This is a genomic window from Shinella sedimenti (genome assembly GCF_022601905.1).
In the GTDB taxonomy this organism is placed as follows: Bacteria; Pseudomonadota; Alphaproteobacteria; order Rhizobiales; family Rhizobiaceae; genus Shinella; species Shinella sedimenti.
Genome location: NZ_JAKVIN010000008.1, coordinates 213,623 through 232,794 on the forward strand (window position 1 = coordinate 213,623; position 19,172 = coordinate 232,794).

General features: G+C 63.6%; 17 protein-coding genes. 12 read left to right on the top strand and 5 right to left on the bottom strand.

All coding sequences use genetic code 11. From position 1 onward, the window contains the following. The first annotated feature begins 80 nt into the window (after positions 1-80). The 12 genes from urtB to dhaL (MKI86_RS19110) all read left to right on the top strand — a co-directional run bounded on the left by urtB (position 81) and on the right by dhaL (MKI86_RS19110) (position 13,578). A complete protein-coding gene (gene urtB, locus MKI86_RS19055; RefSeq protein WP_241604237.1) occupies positions 81-1,712 on the top strand; it encodes an urea ABC transporter permease subunit UrtB in 1,632 nt (543 codons plus the stop codon). Then, positions 1,709-2,869, top strand: a complete 1,161-nt coding sequence (gene urtC, locus MKI86_RS19060) for an urea ABC transporter permease subunit UrtC (protein WP_241604241.1) — start codon at positions 1,709-1,711, stop codon at positions 2,867-2,869. The genes urtB and urtC overlap by 4 nt, the downstream gene beginning before the upstream one ends. A gap of 5 nt (positions 2,870-2,874) precedes the next feature. Continuing rightward, complete coding sequence (urtD, locus tag MKI86_RS19065; protein ID WP_241604244.1) at positions 2,875-3,639, top strand: urea ABC transporter ATP-binding protein UrtD; 765 nt, start codon at positions 2,875-2,877, stop codon at positions 3,637-3,639. 4 nt (positions 3,640-3,643) lie between these two features. Beyond that, positions 3,644-4,339 (top strand): urea ABC transporter ATP-binding subunit UrtE, encoded by a 696-nt coding sequence (urtE, locus tag MKI86_RS19070; protein WP_241604247.1) that lies wholly within the window; start codon positions 3,644-3,646, stop codon positions 4,337-4,339. A gap of 223 nt (positions 4,340-4,562) precedes the next feature. Then, positions 4,563-6,041 carry a sugar ABC transporter ATP-binding protein gene (locus MKI86_RS19075; protein WP_241604251.1) on the top strand — a complete coding sequence of 493 codons (1,479 nt, stop codon included), beginning with the start codon at positions 4,563-4,565 and terminating at the stop codon, positions 6,039-6,041. Between the two features lie 48 nt (positions 6,042-6,089). Further along, a complete protein-coding gene (locus MKI86_RS19080) occupies positions 6,090-7,094 on the top strand; it encodes an ABC transporter permease (protein WP_241604253.1) in 1,005 nt (334 codons plus the stop codon). Positions 7,095-7,174: 80 nt separating this feature from the next. Continuing rightward, complete coding sequence (locus MKI86_RS19085; protein ID WP_241604256.1) at positions 7,175-8,161, top strand: substrate-binding domain-containing protein; 987 nt, start codon at positions 7,175-7,177, stop codon at positions 8,159-8,161. A 61-nt stretch (positions 8,162-8,222) separates the two neighbouring features. Further along, positions 8,223-8,996, top strand: a complete 774-nt coding sequence (locus MKI86_RS19090; RefSeq protein WP_241604259.1) for an SDR family oxidoreductase — start codon at positions 8,223-8,225, stop codon at positions 8,994-8,996. 11 nt (positions 8,997-9,007) lie between these two features. After that, a complete protein-coding gene (locus MKI86_RS19095) occupies positions 9,008-10,000 on the top strand; it encodes a dihydroxyacetone kinase subunit DhaK (RefSeq protein WP_241604262.1) in 993 nt (330 codons plus the stop codon). A gap of 12 nt (positions 10,001-10,012) precedes the next feature. Continuing rightward, positions 10,013-10,654 (top strand): dihydroxyacetone kinase subunit DhaL, encoded by a 642-nt coding sequence (gene dhaL, locus MKI86_RS19100; RefSeq protein WP_241604265.1) that lies wholly within the window; start codon positions 10,013-10,015, stop codon positions 10,652-10,654. Positions 10,655-10,793: 139 nt separating this feature from the next. Beyond that, positions 10,794-12,911 carry a bifunctional sugar-binding transcriptional regulator/dihydroxyacetone kinase subunit DhaK gene (locus tag MKI86_RS19105; RefSeq protein WP_241604268.1) on the top strand — a complete coding sequence of 706 codons (2,118 nt, stop codon included), beginning with the start codon at positions 10,794-10,796 and terminating at the stop codon, positions 12,909-12,911. A 28-nt stretch (positions 12,912-12,939) separates the two neighbouring features. Then, positions 12,940-13,578, top strand: a complete 639-nt coding sequence (gene dhaL / locus MKI86_RS19110; protein ID WP_241604270.1) for a dihydroxyacetone kinase subunit DhaL — start codon at positions 12,940-12,942, stop codon at positions 13,576-13,578. 42 nt (positions 13,579-13,620) lie between these two features. Here the strand turns inward: dhaL (MKI86_RS19110) and MKI86_RS19115 are convergent, their stop codons facing one another. The 5 genes from MKI86_RS19115 to MKI86_RS19135 are packed head-to-tail and all read right to left on the bottom strand — an operon-like array spanning position 13,621 to position 19,162. Then, complete coding sequence (locus MKI86_RS19115) at positions 13,621-14,400, bottom strand: SDR family oxidoreductase (RefSeq protein WP_241604271.1); 780 nt, start codon at positions 14,398-14,400, stop codon at positions 13,621-13,623. Positions 14,401-14,408: 8 nt separating this feature from the next. After that, positions 14,409-15,557 carry a galactonate dehydratase gene (gene dgoD / locus MKI86_RS19120; RefSeq protein WP_241604273.1) on the bottom strand — a complete coding sequence of 383 codons (1,149 nt, stop codon included), beginning with the start codon at positions 15,555-15,557 and terminating at the stop codon, positions 14,409-14,411. Positions 15,558-15,576: 19 nt separating this feature from the next. Next, positions 15,577-17,214, bottom strand: a complete 1,638-nt coding sequence (locus tag MKI86_RS19125) for a GMC family oxidoreductase (RefSeq protein WP_241604275.1) — start codon at positions 17,212-17,214, stop codon at positions 15,577-15,579. A gap of 41 nt (positions 17,215-17,255) precedes the next feature. Further along, entirely contained in the window at positions 17,256-18,152 is an 897-nt protein-coding gene (locus MKI86_RS19130; RefSeq protein WP_241604277.1) for an aldose 1-epimerase, read from the bottom strand. Positions 18,153-18,160: 8 nt separating this feature from the next. Continuing rightward, positions 18,161-19,162: an ABC transporter permease gene (locus MKI86_RS19135; protein ID WP_241604279.1), complete on the bottom strand. Its 1,002-nt coding sequence runs from the start codon at positions 19,160-19,162 to the stop codon at positions 18,161-18,163. Positions 19,163-19,172: the final 10 nt, after the last annotated feature.

The following is a 19,172-nucleotide window of genomic DNA, read 5'->3' on the forward strand; positions in this document are numbered from 1 at the left end:
TTCGCGGCGGCCCCACCCTGCATCCCGGCGTGGGGCCGCCGGGACGTAACCCTTTCAGTCTGACTGCTTGAGGACGTGACATGCACGCGCGGCTCATCCACCGATTCCTGCAATGCCTGCTCGTCGCATTCTGCGTGATGGTGACGATGCTTGCGACCGATCTGAGGGCGGCCGACGACCTGCGCGCCATGGTCAATGCGCTCGGCGGCGGCAATTTTCAGCAGAGCCAGAAGCAGGTGGAAGCACTGGCGAAGACCGGCGATCCGAAGATCGTCCCGGCTCTGGAAGCGCTCTCGGAGGGCGATCTCTACCAGCGCAAGACCGATGGCACCGTCTTCATCGTCAAGCCGGCCGGTTCCAATTTCATGCTGATCGACGCTTTGACGGGTGACACGGCCGGCGAAGAGGCCAAGGCAGCGCTGGAGAAAATCAAGGTCAACAACGGCCTGCGCCGTACCATTCGCGCCGCGCTCGGCGGCCTGACGCTGATGAGCCCCGAGACAGGCGTGCGTCTTCAGGCGGCAAACACGATCCTGCGCACCCCTTCGGCCGACGCACTCGATGGCCTCGATGCCGCCATCGCTGCCGAGACCGATGGCGCCGTTCGGGCCGTGCTCGAAAAGGCCCGTGCGGCGTCCGTACTGGTTTCGGACCGGCCGGTCGACGAGAAGAAGGCGGCGGTCGCGACGGTGGTCGAGACCGGCGGCCGTGACTCGCTTTCGCTGCTATCGTCGGCTCTTGCCACCGCCGATGAGAGCCTCCGGCCCGATATCGAGGCCGGCATTAAACAGATCGAGGACCGGCAGGCGCTTTGGGCCGCCGGACAGAACATCTGGTACGGCCTGTCGCTCGGCTCCGTTCTGCTGCTGGCTGCCATCGGCCTTGCCATCACCTTCGGCGTGATGGGCATCATTAACATGGCGCATGGCGAGATGGTGATGCTCGGCGCCTACACCACTTTCGTGGTCCAGCAGATCATCCGCACGTCCTTCCCCGGCCTGTTCGACTGGTCGCTGGCGATTGCGCTGCCGCTCGCCTTTCTCGTCACCGGCGTGGTTGGCCTCGCCATCGAGCGCGGCATCATCCGCTTTCTCTACGGTCGGCCACTCGAAACCCTTCTCGCCACCTGGGGCGTGTCGCTCATCCTCCAGCAGGCCGTGCGCTCGATCTTCGGGCCGACCAACCAGGAAGTCGGCAACCCATCCTGGATGTCCGGGGCGTTCGATCTCGGCGGCATGACGATCACCTGGAACCGAATGTGGATCATCGTCTTCTCCCTCGCGGTCTTCGCCTTTCTGCTGTTCCTGCTCAAAAAGACGCCAATGGGGCTGCAGATGCGCGCCGTCACCCAGAACCGCCGCATGGCGTCCTCCATGGGCATCAAGACGCCGTGGGTGGATGCGCTCACCTTCGCGCTCGGGTCCGGCATCGCCGGGATTGCCGGGGTTGCGCTCAGCCAGATCGACAATGTCTCGCCCAATCTCGGACAGGGCTACATCATCGACAGTTTCATGGTCGTGGTTTTCGGCGGCGTGGGTAACCTGTGGGGAACGCTCGTCGGCGCCTTCACACTCGGCATCCTCAACAAGTTCCTTGAGCCCTATGCGGGCGCGGTGCTCGGCAAGATCCTCGTGCTCGTGCTGATCATCCTCTTCATCCAGAAGCGGCCGCGCGGGCTCTTCGCACTCAAGGGAAGGGCGGTGGAAGCATGATCACCTCATTTATCCTCAAGGCGCTAGACCGCAATATCGTCTGGGTCACGGCACTGCTGCTGGTGATCGCGGCCCTTGTTCCCGCCCTCAACCTCATGACGGCGCCGGACCATCCGCTCCACATCCCCACCTATATCGTCTCGCTGTTCGGCAAATACCTGACTTATGCGCTTCTGGCGCTGGCGCTCGATCTCGTCTGGGGCTTCTGCGGCATCCTTTCGCTGGGCCACGCCGCCTTCTTCGCGCTCGGCGGCTATGCCATAGGCATGTATCTGATGCGCCAGATCGGCGCGCGCGGCTCCTACGGCAACCCGTTGCTACCGGATTTCATGGTCTTCCTCAACTGGAAGGAACTTCCGTGGTTCTGGCATGGCTTCGACATGTTCTGGTTTGCGGCGCTGATGGCGGTTCTTGTTCCGGGCCTGCTCGCCTTTGTCTTCGGCTGGTTCGCCTTCCGCTCTCGCGTCAACGGCGTCTATCTCTCCATCATCACGCAGGCGATGACGTTTGCCCTCCTGCTTGCCTTCTTCCGCAACGACATGGGCTTCGGCGGCAATAACGGCCTCACGGACTTCAAGGATATCCTCGGCTACAGCATCCAGTCGAACGGTACGCGCTCGGCGCTCTTCGCGGCCTCGGCCATCGCTCTCGCCCTCTCGCTGGTCATCACGTCCGGCATCGTGCGCTCGAAGTACGGCAAGGTCCTTATTGGTGTGCGCGATGCCGAAAGCCGGACCCGCTTCCTCGGCTACCGTGTGGAGCACATGAAGCTTTTCGCCTTCACGGTCTCGGCCATGATGGCAGGTGTCGCCGGCGCCCTCTATGTTCCGCAGGTCGGCATCATCAATCCGGGCGAGTTCGAGCCGGCAAATTCCATCGAGGTCGTCATCTGGACGGCGGTCGGGGGGCGCGGCACGCTGATCGGCCCGATCGTCGGTGCGATCCTCGTCAACGGCGGAAAGAGCATCTTCACCGCCGCCTTCCCGGAATTCTGGCTCTTCGCGCTCGGGGGCCTGTTCGTTCTCGTCACGCTGTTCCTGCCCAAGGGCATCGTCGGCACCGCCCGGCAGGTCGTCGAGCGCCGGCGGGACTACCGCAAGGCCCGGCAGGCCGAGGCGGCACGAGCCCTTGCAGCAGAACCCCAGGCGGCGGAGTGACGGCTATGAACACGCTCGCAAGTAATGCCGAGCCCACCAGCATCCTCTATCTCGACGGCGTCTCCGTTTCCTTCGATGGCTTCAAGGCGCTCAATTCGCTCTCTTTTGTCATCGAGCCCGGCGAACTGCGCGCCATCATCGGCCCGAACGGCGCGGGCAAGACGACGATGATGGACATCATCACCGGCAAGACGCGCCCAGACGAGGGCGAGGTTTTCTTCAAGGGCACGGTCGATCTCACCCAGAAGGACGAGGCGGAGATCGCCCAGCTCGGCATCGGCCGCAAGTTCCAGAAGCCGACGGTGTTCGAAAGCCATACGGTCTGGGACAATCTGGAACTGGCGCTCAACCGCAAGCGCGGCGTCTTCTCTACGCTGTTCTATCGCCTGACCGCCGAGGACAAGGCACGCATCGAAGAGATCCTTTCCACCGTGCGTCTCACCAACCGCAAGGACGACTACGCCGCCAATCTCAGCCACGGCCAGAAGCAATGGCTGGAGATCGGCTTGCTGCTGGCGCAGGAGCCCGAACTGCTTCTGGTCGACGAGCCCGTTGCGGGCATGACAGATGCGGAAACGACGGAAACGGCGCTCCTTCTGAAGGAAATCGCCAAGACCCGCTCGGTGGTCGTGGTCGAGCACGACATGGGCTTCATCCGGGATCTTGGCGTAAAGGTAACGTGCCTAGCCGAAGGCTCTGTCCTGGCGGAAGGCTCGATCGATTTCGTCAGCGCCGATCCTAAGGTGATCGAGAACTATCTGGGGAGATGAGGCCATGCTGACCGTCGAAAAGGCCAATCTGCACTATGGCGCGGCGCAGGCGCTGCGCGGGGTCTCGCTGACCGCGGAGATGGGCAAGATCACCTGCGTGCTCGGCCGCAACGGTGTGGGAAAATCGAGCCTGTTGCGCGCCATTACAGGCCAGCATCCGCTTTCGGGCGGCTCCATCGGGTTCAACGACGTCAAGCTGGACGGCATGGCGCCTTACAACCGCGCCAAGCAAGGCATCGGCTATGTACCGCAGGGCCGGGAAATTTTTCCGCTGCTGACGGTGAAGGAAAATCTCGAATCCGGCTATGCGCCGCTGAAGCGCTCAGAGCGCTTCGTTCCCAACGAAATCTTCAGCCTTTTCCCCGTGCTGCACACCATGCTCGGTCGGCGCGGCGGCGATCTCTCGGGCGGCCAGCAGCAGCAGCTTGCGATCGGCCGGGCCCTTGTGACACGGCCGAAAATCCTTGTTCTCGATGAACCGACCGAGGGCATCCAGCCTTCGATCATCAAGGATATCGGCCGGGCGATCCGCTACCTGCGCGATTCCACCGGCATGGCCATCCTGCTGGTTGAGCAATACCTCGATTTCTGCCGCGAACTCGCCGACCACGTCTACATCATGGATCGCGGTGAGATCGTGCACGAGGGCGCCGCCGAAACGCTTGATACGAAAGAGGCGCGCCAGCACCTCACGGTCTGACGCCGCCCATCAATCCACAGCCCTCACGTCCCGAACCCGCCGCTAACTCAGCGGCGGGTTCGTCCGCTTTTCCGAGGCTTTTCACGCGCACTTCCGTCGCAAATCTTACAAATGACAGCTTCTGTTAGAAATTTGTCAAAAGCTTCGTTGACATTTGTCGACCACCGGCCTTATTTTGTAAAAATCGATGGGAGAGCATCGTCCGAAATGCCGGGAGGAATGGATGCAGCCACTTCTGAAAGTGGAGGGACTGAAAAAGTCCTTTGGCGGTGTTGCCGCGCTTCGTGACGGCCAGTTCGAACTGGAAGCCGGTTCGGTCCATGCATTGTGCGGCGGCAACGGCGCCGGCAAGTCGACCTTCCTCTCCATTCTCATGGGCATCCACAAGCGCGACGGCGGCACGATCCTGCATCGCGGGAATCCGGTGGAATTTGGCAGCCCCGCCGAAGCGTTGCGCTCGGGTATCGCCATCATCGAACAGGAATTGAGCCCGGTCCCGCACATGACCGTAGCCGAAAACATCTATCTCGGCCGTGAGCCCTCCGCCCGCTTCGGCGGCATCGACTTCAAGACGATGAACCGCAATGCGCAGGCGCTGCTCGACCGCCTGGAATTCAGCATCCCCGCCACGCAATACATGATGAACCTGTCGGTGGCGCAGATGCAGCTGGTCGAGATCGCGAAGGCGTTGAGCCACGAGGCGGATGTCATCTTCATGGACGAACCGACATCGGCCATCGGCGAGAAAGAGGCCCAGCATCTCTTTTCCGCCATCGAACGCCTGAAAGCCGAAGGCAAGGGCATCGTCTACGTCTCGCACCGCCTCTCGGAAATCTTTCAGATTGCCGACAGCTACACCGTCTTCCGCGATGGCGGTTTCGTCGGCGCAGGCAAGCTTGCCGATATCGACCGGCCCGGTCTCATTCGCATGATCGTCGGCCGCGAACTCGGCGAGGAATATATCAAGACCAACATGCCAACCGATATTTCCGGCCTGGAAGTGTCTGGCCTGTCGGCACCGGGCAAGATCGAAGACATCTCGTTTACGGCACGCAAGGGCGAGATTTTCGGCATCTACGGCCTCATGGGCTCCGGGCGCACGGAAATCTTCAACTGCCTGTTCGGCATGGACAATCCTTCGGCGGGCGATATCCGCATCGAGGGCAAGTCCGTCACCATTCGCCAGCCATCCGACGCGATGGCCGAAGGCATCGCCTTCGTGACGGAGGATCGCAAGATCACGGGCCTCAATCTTTCGGACAGCGTGCGCAACAATATCTGCCTTGCCAGCCTGCCGGAGATGAGTCCCGCCTTCGTGATGCGCAGGAGCCAGGAACAGGCGGCCAGCGCCGACATGATCGACCGCTTCGCCATCAAGGCGGCGCGCGACACCATGCCTGTCTCAGGCCTGTCTGGCGGCAACCAGCAGAAGGTCGTGCTCGGCAAGTGGTTCCTTCGCCAACCGCGCGTGCTACTGCTCGACGAGCCGACTCGCGGCGTGGATGTCGGTGCCAAGCGTGAAATCTATCGCATCATCTGCGACTTCGCCGCCGCCGGCGGCACGGTCGTGATGATCTCCTCCGAAATCGACGAAATCCTGGGCATGTCCGACCGCATCCTCGTGATGCGCGCGGGCCGGTCCGCCGGCATCCGTAACAGGCAGGAAACCGACGCCCAGACGCTCGTGCACCTGTCGACCTGAGACGTGCCGAAGGGCCTCAACAAGAACCGCGTGACAAGAGGTAAGACCGTGTCCAGCATCGAAAACAAGTCCGCCGGAAACTGGCTGAACTCCGATCGCCGCAGGCTGATCGTGCAGGAATACGGCATTTTCCTCGCCTTCCTGCTGCTGGTGGCCATTCTCTCCGTCTCGAACGAGTTCTTCCTGACGCCCGGCAACATTTCCAACGTGCTGCTCCAGACATCGATCAACGGCATCCTGGCCATCGGCATGACCTTCGTCATCCTGACACGCGGCATCGACCTGTCGGTCGGCTCCGTCGTGGCGCTGGCGGGCATGGTCAGCGCCAGCTTCGTCACAAGCTCGGCCACCGCCGGCATCGCCGGAGCGCCCTACCCGATGGTCCTGGCGCTGGCGGCCGGTATCCTCGTCGGCGTCGCCTGCGGCGCGGTGGTCGGCCTCATCGTCTCGCGCTTCTCCGTTCCCGCCTTCGTGGCGACGCTCGGTATGCTCTCCGCCGCACGCGGCGCCACGCTGATCTATGGCGGCGGCCGGCCGGTGCCGGGATTGAGCGCCGAGTTCCGCTGGATCGGCACGGGCAACATCCTCGGCATTCCCATGCCGGTCATCCTGCTCGCGCTGGTCTTCGGCATTTCCTGGTGGGTGCTGACCCGCACGCGCTTCGGCCGCTACATCTACGCCGTCGGCGGCAATCCGCATGCGGCCAAGACCTCGGGCCTCAATGTCAGCCGCATCCGCTTCATGGTCTATGTCATCTCGGGCGCGCTGTCGGGTGTTGCCGGCATGATCCTGTCGGCGCGAACGGGCTCGGCCCTGCCGCAGGCCGGCATCGCCTACGAGCTCGACGCTATCGCGGCCGTCGTCATCGGCGGTACCAGCCTTTCGGGCGGCGTCGGCCGGGTGACGGGCACGCTGATCGGTGCCCTCATCATCGGCGTCATGAACAACGGCCTCGATCTGATGGGTATCCAGTCCTACTACCAGCAGGTCCTCAAGGGCGCCCTCATCGTCGGCGCCGTCATGCTCGACCAGAAGCGAAATCAGGGCCTTTAGCCCCAAGGAACCGGGCCCGGTGCCCGTGGACAGAACGGCACGCCGGAGGGCGGCCGCAATTCTCAAAGGAGGAGAATGACATGAAGAAACTGATGATCGCACTCGCCTCGGCGACGGTGCTGCTCGCGTCGTCCGCCATGGCTCAGGAGAAGCTGAAGATCGGCGCGGCGCCCTACGGCCTCAATGCTGAATTCATGCAGATCTGGTCGGCAGCGCTCGAACAGCACCCGGCTGTCAAGAGCGGCGAAGTCGAACTGACTGTCTTCGACGGCCGCTACGACGCACTGGTCCAGCAGGAACAGTTCAACACGATGATCACGCAGAAGTTCAACGCCATCATCTTCGTGCCCATCGACATCGAGGCCGGCGCCACCGCCGTCCAGGCCGCGCATGATGCCGGCATTCCGGTGGTCGGCTCCAACACCCGCGTGAACTCCGATCTTCTCGCCTCCTATGTCGGCTCCGACGACACGATCTCGGGCTACATGGAAGCCAAGGCCGTGCTCGACAAGATCGGCTGCAAGGGCAATGTCGTGATCCTTGAAGGCCCGATCGGCCAGTCGGCGCAGATCTCGCGCCTGGAAGGCAACAAGAAGGCCCTTGCCGAGTGCCCGGATGTGAAGGTGCTTGAGCAGCAGACCGCCAACTGGTCGCGCGCCGAAGCCCAGACACTGATGGAAAACTGGCTAACCTCGCATTCCGGCCAGATCAACGGCGTCATCGGCCAGAACGACGAGATGGCGCTCGGCGCAATCGAGGCGATCAAGTCGGCTGGCCTCAAGACGGACGACTTCGCGATTGCCGGTATCGACGGCATCACCGACGCACTGACGGCCGTCAAGGAAGGCACGATGACCTCGATCCTCCAGGACGCCCGCGCGCAGGCACAGGGCGCGCTCGACCTCGCCATCTTCCACGCCAAGAAGGGTGACTACAAGCCGGAATCCGATATCTGGGCACAGTATCCGTACATGTCGTTCAACGACGGCAAGGACAAGGAATACAATGTTCCGTGGACGCCGGTCACGGCGGATAACGTCGACAAGCTCCTGGAAATGCGCAAGTAAATTGATCTGCGGGGCGGCCTGGTCGCCGCCCCGCCCTCCAAATCTATCGAAGGCTGAACCGATGACCGACACACCTCCCAGGATCGATCTCAACTTCCCGCTCGACGGCAAGGTCGCACTTGTCACCGGCGGCGCTTCCGGCATCGGCTCCGCCATCGCCTCTGCCTTCGCCGCCAAGGGCGCGAAGGTCGCCGTGCTCGACATCAATGCCGACGTCGCGAAGAAAAAGGCGGAAGAGCTGGGCGGCGTGGCGAAAGCCTTCGTTTGCGACGTGTCCAACCCCGCCTCCGTCGAGAAGGCCGTTTCCGACGTGGTCGCTGCCTTCGGCGGCATCGACATCGCGGTCAACAGTGCAGGCATCGTGGCGCTCGCGCCCGCCGAAGACCTGACGCTTGCCCAGTGGGACCGGACGATCGACATCAATCTAAAGGGCTCCTTCCTGATCACGCAGGCTGTCGGCCGCGCCATGATCGCCGCCGGCAAGGGTGGCAAGATCGTCAACCTCGCCTCGCAGGCAGGGACGGTCGCCATCGAGGAGCATGTCGCCTATTGCGCCTCCAAGTTCGGCGTCATCGGCATGTCCAAGACCTTCGCGGCCGAATGGGGCAAGCACGGCATCACCGTCAACACGATTTCTCCCACCATCGTCCTGACCGAACTCGGCAAGCAGGCCTGGGCCGGCGAGAAGGGCGAGAACGCCAAGAAGCGTATCCCGAACGGCCGTTTCGCCTTCCCCGAGGAGATTGCCGCCGCCGCCGTGTTCCTGGCCTCGCCCGGCGCCGACATGATCAATGGCGCCGATCTCCTGATCGACGGCGGCTACACCATTCTGTAAGAGGATTTGTCATGCAGCGTTTCATCAATGATCCGGATCTGGTGGTCGAGGATACCGTCAAGGGTTTTGTAAAAGCCCATTCCGACATCGTTCGCCTCGCCAAAAACCCGCGCGTCGTGGTGGCCAGGGATGCTCCCGTTGCCGGCAAGGTCGGCGTTGTCACGGGCGGCGGTTCCGGCCACGAGCCGGCCTTCATAGGCTATACCGGCAAGAACATGCTGGATGCCGTTGCCGTCGGTGAACTCTTCTCCTCGCCGACCGCCAAGAGCTTCCATGACGCCATCCGCGAAGCCAATGCGGGCAAGGGTGTCGTCGTGCTCTACGGCAACTATGCCGGCGACAACATGAACGTGAAGATGGCGATGAAGCTCGCCGCCAAGGACGGCATCGAGGTCGCGACCGTCGTTGCCAACGATGACGTCTGCTCGGCCCCGCCGGAAGAGCGCGAGAAGCGCCGCGGTGTGGCGGGCGAGATCTTCATGTGGAAGATGGGCGGCGCAAAGGCCGCGACCGGCGCTAGCCTCGAAGAGGTCCGCGCCACCGCGCAGAAGGCCATCGACAATTGCCGTTCGATCGGCGTCGGCCTCGGTCCCTGCACCCTGCCCGCCGTCGGCCATCCGAATTTCCAGATCGAGCCAGGCACGATGGAGGTCGGGATCGGACACCACGGCGAACCGGGTGTGCGCGTCGAAAAGCTGAAGACGGCTGAAGAGGTCGCCAAGGACATGGTGAAGATCGTGCTCGACGATCACAATCTGCCGGCGGGCACCGAGGTGGCCGTGCTGGTCTCTGGCCTTGGCGCCACGCCGCTGAACGAGCTCTACATCCTCAACGACACGATCGAGAGCGAGATTACAGCCCGCGGGCTGAAGATCCGCAAGACCTGGATCGGCAACCATTTCACCTCGCTGGAAATGGTCGGCGCGACGCTGACCGTAATGGCGCTCGACGATGAACTGAAGACGCTGCTCGATGTCGAGACGCGTTGCACGATCATCCTGTAACGGAGAACGCCCATGCAGACTTTCGATAACGCTTCTTCGGGCCCCATCGTATTGTCGATGGCCGAACGGATCATCGAGAACCGCGCCTATCTCAGTGAAATCGACGGCAAGATCGGCGATGGCGACCACGGTGTGAACATGGCCAAGGGCTTCGGCATGGCGGCCGAGCGCCTGAAGGGCACGGACGCCTCGCTTTCCAGTTCACTGGATACGCTCGGCACGGTGCTGATGACGGAGATCGGCGGCTCGATGGGCCCGCTCTATGGCGTCATGTTCACGGAATTCGCCGAGACGATCGAAAGCGTGGAGAAGATCGACGCAGCCACCTACAGCAAGATGCTGCATGCCGGCCTCGCCGGTATCCAGTCCATCGGCTCGGCCAAGGTGGGTGACAAGACGCTGCTCGACACGCTCGTGCCCGCGGTCGAAGCCTTCGACGCGGCAACGGCCGAGGGCAAATCGTTCGGCGCTGCGCTGGAAGATCTCGTCGCCGCCGCCGAAAGAGGCCGTGATTCGACGATCGATCTCGTGGCGAAGATCGGCCGCGCCAGCCGGCTGGGCGAACGTTCCCGCGGTGTGCTGGATGCGGGCGCGACGTCCTGCGCCATCCTACTCAGGGAATTGTCCGACGGCGCGCGCGCCCGTCTCGCCTGATAAACGGCACAGAAGTTCCTCCCGGGATGCGCGGCCTGCCCTTCGTGGCGGGTCGCGCACCGCTTTTTTGCCGAGGCATGTTGCAAACCGGCGGCGTTGCTTTCATCTTCGCCGCCATAACGGGGGACCGGCGAAACCGATGGCATTGAAGACTTCCGCGCCGCGCAAGGGTGTGGCCGGCCGCGCGAATGGTGCGGACGGTCTCGACGCGATACCCCTGCGCTACGGCGACGACCCCTATGTCTGGGCCTGCTGGCTCTATTACGAAGACGGCATGACGCAGGGCGAGATCGCCGAGGCGATGGGCGTGTCGCGTGCGACCGTCAACAGCTACCTCGCCGACGCCCGCGAGAAGGGCATCGTCAATATCTCGATCGAGCCGGCCCGCCTCGCCTCGCTTACCATCGCGCAGGAACTGAAACGCCATTTCGGCTTGGCCGACTGCCTCGTCGTTCCCAATGACGACGATACGCGCCCGCTGATCGGCCGGCTGGGTGCGGCCGGCGCGCAGGCGCTTTCCAAGATGATCAAATCCGGCGACACCCTCGCTGTCGCCTGGGGACGCACCATTCTTTCGGTCGGCGAGCATTTGCAGACGGGGCCGTTGCAGGATGTGACCGTCGTGCAGGCGACCGGCGGCACCACCGCAAGCTTCGCCTACACGCCCGAGCTTACCGCCGCCGCTGTCGCCCGCGCCATTTCCGCGCGCTGCGTCAACATCACCGCACCCGCCATCGTCGGCTCCGCGCAGATGCACGACATGCTTCTGGCCGAGCCGCTGATCCGCGAGCAGTTCGACACGCTGGCGCGCGCCAACCGCGTCGTTTTCGGCATTGCATCGCTGCGTCCCAACTCCACCATTCACACCAGCGGCTTCTTCGAAACCGTGCCCTTGCAGCACTATCTCGCCAAGGGTGCCGCAGGCGTGCTGGCCGGCCGTTTCATCGATGAGCGCGGCCGTCCTGTCGCGGGCCCGCTGGACGACCGCACCATCGGCATTTCGCTCGACATGCTACGCAACATTCCCACCCGCATCGCCATTGCCGGCGGCTTCGACAAGGTACCAGCACTTCTGGCGGCGCTGCGCGGCGGCTATGTAAACGTGCTGGTGACGGATGCGGCAACCGGCGCCGGCATCCTGCGCGCCGACGGCGTCACCAGCCTCGACGGGAAGCTCTCACAGCGGCAGAGAAGCGTGCCGGTCGCCAACAGCTACCGCACCCATGTCAAGAAATTCCTCAACAATCCCAACGATGTTGTCGAGGAAATGCTGGACGGATTGATCGCTGCGCACAAACCCTATCTCCAGACCGTGGGCGCCTCCCGCCGGGCGCTCGTCGCACGTGACGGACCGCGCGCCGGCAAGGTCGGCCTGGTGATCGGCGGCGGCACGGGGCATGAGCCGTGTTTCGTCGGTTATGTCGGCAAGGGGCTCGCCGATGCGGTGGCGCTCGGCAATATCTTCTCCTCTCCGCCGCCGGATCCCATCGTCAAATGCGCGGTCGCGGCTTCCGGCGGCGCGGGCGTGCTCTTCGTCTACGGCAACTATGCCGGCGACGTGATGAACTTCGAGATGGCCGCCGAGCTTGCGGAAGAACAGGGCATACCGATCCGCACGGTGCTGACGACCGACGACATCGCCTCCTCGCCCGTCGAGGACAAGGAGGGGCGACGCGGCGTGGCCGGCAACTTCTTCGTCTTCAAGATCGCGGGCGCGGCCTGCGACCTCGGCCTGACCCTCGACGAATGCGAGGCAATCACCCGCAAGGCGAACGACCGCACCTATACGGTGGGCGTCGCGCTCGAATCCTGCTCGATGCCGCAGACACGGCGGCACAATTTCGAGATCGGCCCCGACGACATGGAACTCGGCATGGGTATCCATGGCGAGCCCGGCGTGTCGCGCGAGCGGCTGCGCACCGCCGACGAGATCGTCGATGCGATCATGGACAACATCTTCAAGGAAATGAAGGCGGAGGCGGGCGACAAGGTAGCGGTTCTCGTCAACTCCTTCGGCGCCACGCCGTTGATGGAACTGTATATCCTGTATCGCCGGGTGGAGCAGCGGCTCGCTGCCAAGAACATCGAGATCGAGGCCAACTGGGTCGGGCACTACTGCACCTCGCTGGACATGGTGGGCGCCTCCATATCGATCCTGCATCTCGACCGCCAGCTGGCAGAACTTTTGTACCATCCGTGCCGGACGGCGATCCTGACCATCGATGGGCGTGAAACGAACGGGGCCGCGCGCGGCTGAGGCCGTTTTGCCCAAAGGGGAGGAAGACATGTCGGAAACTGCGGCGCGGACCCTCGCCCGGATGTTCGAACGGATGTCCGAGGTGATCGAGGCGGAGAAGGACCATCTTTCCGAACTCGACGGCGCCATCGGCGATGGCGACCATGGCATCACCATGTCGATCGGCTTCAAGGCTGTGACGACGGCATTGGCCGGCATGAACCTCGAGACGGCGAGCCCATCCGACGTGATGTCGACGGCGGCGAGCGGCTTTCTTGACGCCGTCGGCGCCTCCACCGGCCCGCTTTATGCAACGGGTTTCCGCCGCGCCGCGCAGGCCCTTGCGGGCCGCGACACGCTCGACCTTCCGGCCTGCCGCGACATGTTGACAGCCATTTCAGAAGGTATCCGAGACCGCGGCAAGGCGCAGCGCGGCGACAAGACCATGCTTGATGTCTGGCTGCCAGCCGCCGAAGCCGCGACGGTCGCGGTCGCCAATAACCTGTCCCGGCCGGCATTCTGGCAAGCCGTGGAGACCGCTGCGGAAAACGGCGCGGCGGCCACCGCCACTATGATCGCGACCAAGGGCCGCGCCGCACGCCTGCGCGAGCGCTCGCTCGGCCATGCCGATCCCGGCGCCGTCTCCGCAGCAGCCCTCATCAAATCCATCGCCAGCCTGCAACCGTAATCGCATGGAGAAGGGGCGAGGCCGCGATGATGAACGGCCAAGTCAGCCCGGATGGTGCAGCACGGTCAACCCGCCGTCCGCGGTCAGGCAGGTGGCATTGATGAAGGGGCACTCGTCCGAGACGAGGAAGAGCGCGGCCATGGCAACCTCTTCCGGTGTCGCGATCCGTCCGCCGGGATGCAGCTTCATCGTCTCGGCCTCGGCCGCGATGGGATCGGGAAAGCTGTTCCAGTAGTCGATGACCTTCTGCGTGCGTACATAGCCGGGCGCGAGCGCATTCACCCGCACGCCCTGCCCCGCGTACTCCAGGCCGAGCGCTTTCGTCATGCCGAGAAGGGCATGCTTGGCGACGGGATAGGGGAATGAATGCGGAATGATCGTGAAGGCGTGCGTCGAGGCAATGTTGAGAATGACGCCGCCGCCCTGTCCGATCATGCCCGGCAGCACGGCCCTGCTGCAGTTCCATGCTCCCTTGAGATTTATGTCGAAGCAGCGCTGCCAGTCCGCATCGCTCATCTTCAACGGTTCTGAAAAGACGTTGACGCCGGCATTGTTGACGAGGGCATTCGGTTGCCCGATCTCCTTGTCCGCCGTTGCGACCGCCAGCTCCATCGCCTCCGCATCGGTGATATCAGCCGCCATCATCCCGATCCGGCGAGCCTCGGTCCCAAGCCTAGCGGCTTCCTGGGCCAGGAGGTCGCCGTCGCGGTCGATCAGGAAAAGGGCCGCTCCTTCGGCAAGGAAGGCCTCGGCCATGGCGAGGCCGATGCCCTGTGCGGCGCCGGTGATGACGATGCGCTTGTCTTCAAGACGTCCGGCCATAACTTCTCCTACCACTCGGCGACGCTGCCATCGGCATGACGCCAGACGGGGTTGCGCCAGCGGTGCCCTTCCTTTGCCCGCTCGATGACGTAGGCCTCGTCCACCTCGATGCCAAGGCCCGGCCCTTGCGGGATCGACACGAAACCGTCGGCATACTGGAACACCTCCTTGTTGGAGATATAGTCCAGAATGTCGTTGCCCTTGTTGTAGTGGATGCCGAGACTCTGCTCCTGAATAAAGGCATTGTAAGAGACGGCGTCGATCTGCAGGCAGGCGGCGAGTGCGATTGGCCCCAGCGGGCAATGGGGCGCCAGTGCCACGTCATAGGCTTCTGCCATCGCCGCGATCTTGCGGCATTCCGTGATGCCGCCGGCATGGGAAAGGTCGGGCTGAAGGATATCGACATAGCCGTCGGCCAGCACGGATTTGAAATCCCAGCGCGAGTAGAGCCGTTCCCCAAGCGCGATCGGTGTCGAGCAGTGGTTGGCGATCTCCTTCAGCGCTTCGCGGTTTTCCGAAAGCACCGGCTCCTCGATGAACATCAGCCGGAACGGCTCGAGTTCCCTGGCCAGAACCTTGGCCATGGGGCGGTGTACGCGGCCGTGGAAATCGGCACCGATACCGATATACGGGCCAACCGCGTCACGCACCGTGCCGATAGTCGCGACGATCGCATCGATCTTGTCGTTGCTATCGACGATCTGCATTTCTTCCGCGCCATTAAGCTTGAGGGCCTTGAACCCGCTGGCCACGATATCGCGCGCGTTCCTGGCAACATCGGCGGGGCGGTCGCCGCCGATCCAGCTGTAAACCTTGATACGATCGCGCACTTGTCCCCCGAGCAGGGCGTGGACCGGCTGTCCATAGGCCTTGCCCTTGATGTCCCAGAGCGCCTGGTCGATGCCCGCCAGCGCCGACATGTGAATGGCGCCGCCGCGATAGAAGCCGCCGCGATACATGACCTGCCAGTGATCCTCGATCATCAGCGGGTCCTTGCCGATCAGGTAGTCGGCCAGCTCGTGCACCGCCGCCTCCACCGTCAGCGCACGGCCTTCCACGACAGGCTCGCCCCAGCCGACGATGCCCTCATCCGTCTCGATCTTGAGGAACAGCCAGCGCGGCGGGACGATGTAGGTGGTCAGCTTCGTGATCTTCATAGGATCGACCTCCGGTGCTCTAGGCTGCGCGTTCGAGGATGAGGTCCGCGGCCTTGGCGGCAGCGCCCAGCACCGCCGCATTGGTATTGCCGCTCACGATGGTGGGCATCATCGATGCGTCGATGACGCGAAGCCTCGCTGCGCCGCGCACGGTCAGCCGCGGCGTGAGAACCGCCATCTCGTCACCGTCATGACCCATGCGGCAGGTGCCGACGGGGTGGTAGCCGGTCTTGACCGTACGCCGGCAATGTTCGGCGATGGCTTCGTCACTGGTCACGTCCACACCGGGGAAAATCTCTCGCTCGATCAGCTCACGCATCGGAGACGCATCCAGAACCGTACGGGCGAACCGGAAGCTCTTGACCGTCAGGCGCAGGTCATCGGGATGGTTGAAGATGCCGGTGCTGACCACGGGATTGCGCAGAGGATCATCGGAAGTCAGTGTCACGCTGCCACGCGCCTTCGGCCGAAGCAGAAGCGAATTGATGGTGACGCCGTGGCCCGGATCGGTTCCCATCACGTCGCGGTCGAGATAGACCGTCGGCACGCAAAACATCTGGATGGTCGGGTCGGCATTGTTGCCGTCGGGATCGTAGAATGCGCAGGTCTCGACGCCCGTTGTGGTCACGGGCCCGGACTTGAACAGCAGATACTGCAGGCCGGCCTTGATCATCGGCCAACCGCGATCCTGACCGTAGTAACCGAAAGCACCCTTGGTCGTCGCCACGACCGGGCACTCGTAATGGTCCTGAAGGTTCTGGCCGACCCCCGGCAGGGCAATCTCGGGGCGAATGCCGTGGCGCGCCAGCTCCGCTTCGGGGCCGATGCCCGACAGCATGAGGAGTTTCGGCGTCTGGTAGGCGCCGGCGGCTAGGATGACCTCGATGCCCGCCTCGGCGCGTCGCGATACACCGCGCTGGATATATTCGACGCCGGTCGTCGCGCCGTTCTGCAAAACAAGTTTCGTCACCGTCGCTTCGGTTTCGATGGTCAGCAGAGGGTCGTCCATGACAGGTGCCAGAAAGGCGTCGACGGCACTACACCGCCGGCGGGTCTGCCAGTCGATGGTATGCTGCATCATGCCGACGCCGAACTGTCCAGCCCCGTTGAAATCCGGGTTCCAGGGGATGCCCATGGTTTGCAGCGTCTTGATATAGGCGCGGGTCATCGGGCTGGTATGGCCGAGATCGGAAATCTTGAGCGGCCCGCCGACGCCGTGGAATTCGCCGGCCAGGTGGTCGTTATCCTCCTGAGCCTTGAAGTAGGGCAGCATGTCCCGGTAGGACCAGGCGCCGTCGTTTTCCGCACCCGGCTTGGTGATGGCGGCATTCCACCGGTTATAGTCGGCCGCCTGCCCGCGCATGTAGACCATCGCATTCACCGCGCTGCCGCCGCCGAGAACCTTGCCCTGCGGCACGATCGGACCACGACCGCCCAGCTGCGGCTGCGGTTCGGTCTGGTGCATGGAGAGATACGTGTCCTTGGCCAGGAACTTCATGTAGCCGGCCGGAAAGTGCATGATGGGATTGGCCTTGCGCGGACCGCGCTCGAGCAGGAGCACGCGGGCGCGAGCGTCCCGCACAAGCCGTGCGGCGACGACACAGGCCGCGCTGCCGCCCCCGACGATGATGTAATCGTAGCTTGTCTCTTGCGGCATCGCGCCATCTCCTGCCGGTCTTCGGCAAATCGTCGTTTCGTTCAGGCCAGCCTGGCCGGCGTCAGGCGCACGCTGCCGGACAATGTCTCTCCCGGGCGGAGCACTTTGAGGTCGCCGAGCCCCGGCATGTTCTGGCCGTCGGCAAGATGCGACATCGGCTCGAAGCAGAAATAGTCGCGCTGGAAGGCCGGATCGAAACCGGTATCGGACACGAAGACGAAAGCATGGCGAAACAGCGGATCGGCGCTGAGCGACAGCCGCGTCGTGCGCTCCGGCCAGTTTATACATGCCTCGCCCGACCAGTCTTCGAAACCGTTGTTTACCCAGCGATGCGGCAGGGAACGCGGCGAGCGGAAATCGACATCTTCCGGAATATCCACGGCCTCGTCGGGCAGCCAGCCTTCTACCTCCGTCCAGTACCGGGTGGCGGGCGCCAGCAATGTCGTTTCCGGCGTCATCGGGAAATACGGGTGCCAACCGAGCCCGAAGGGCAGCGCCGCATCGCCGCGGTTCGTCACCGACAAGCCGAGCACGAAGGCCCCATCGTTTACGGCGAAGTGCTGCTGCGCTTCATACCGATATGGCGTACCCTCGCCGCTCAGATGCGAGAAGGAGAGCGTAACCGCATCCGCGCCGTGCTGCAGAACCGACCAGTCGGCCTGCCAGCCTTCACCATGCAGATAATGCGGGTCCCAATCGGTGTTCGGCTGAAAGCGGTAGTCCCGTCCTTCGAAGCGGAAGGCATTGCCGCGCACCCGGTTGCCGAAGGGAACAAGCGGGTAGCAGCCGGAAGCAAGCGCGTCGGCATCATCCCCGGGTGCTGGCCGCAACAGGGGAACCGATGCCCCATCCCTGTGCCACCACAGCCCGAGCACGAGGCCGCCGGCCGTGGAGATGCGTGCCGAGAGATCGCCCTTGCCGATATCGATTATCGCCATGGCGCGCCTCAGCCTTTGTTGCGCGCCGCGCCGCGCTTGATCGCCTGAATATTGGCGAGAACGGCAACGACGATGATGAGGCCGCGTACGACCTGCTGGAAAAACGGATTGATGCCGAGCAGGACGAGGCCGTTGCCGATGAGCGTGATCACCAGCACGCCGAGCAACGTACCAAGCATAGAGCCGCGGCCGCCCGATAACGCGGTGCCACCGACCACAACCGCCGCGATCACGTCGAACTCGAGCCCGCTCGCCGCCGTCGCGTTGCCGGAGCCGAGGCGGGACAGGAGGAGGATGCCGGACACGGCGGCCATGGCGCCGGCGATCGCAAAAAGCTGGACGCGGATGCGCGCGACATTGATGCCCGATAGGAACGCCGCCTGCGGATTGCCGCCGATGGCGTAGACCGAACGGCCGAATGCGGTCTTGCGGCTGACGAAGGCAAAGACGGCGAAAAGGATGAGCATGATGATCGCGGCCGGCGGTACGCCAAGCACGGCGCGATCGAGCATGTCGACGATTTCGTTGCGACCGATCGACACCGGAAGTGCGTCGGTCATGAAAAGCGCCGTGCCACGCAGCGCACTCCACAGCCCGAGCGTGCCGACGAAGGACGGAACGTCGAAATAGGCGCGCAAGATGCCGGCAATCGAGCCGAGGGCCGCGCCGATGATGATGGCGAGCACGAAGGCAAGCGGCGTCGGGACGCCGCATTGCAGAAGATAGGCGAGCGCGACCGAGATGAAGGCCACCATCGGGCCGACGCTGACATCGATCTCGCCGGAAATGATGATCAGCGTCGCCGCCCATGCCGCGATGCCGATCGTCGCGGCGTCACGCAGGATGTTGATCTGGTTGTTGAAGCTCATGAAGCCGTTGGCTGTCGTCGTGAACACCATGTAAAGCACAACGATAGCGACGAAGAGGCTAATTTCGTTCATGTGCTGTGAGAAGCCACGGCGCCGCGGCGCTCCACTTGGCACGGTTCGAACGGCCTGGTCGTTGGACATTCTGGTCTCC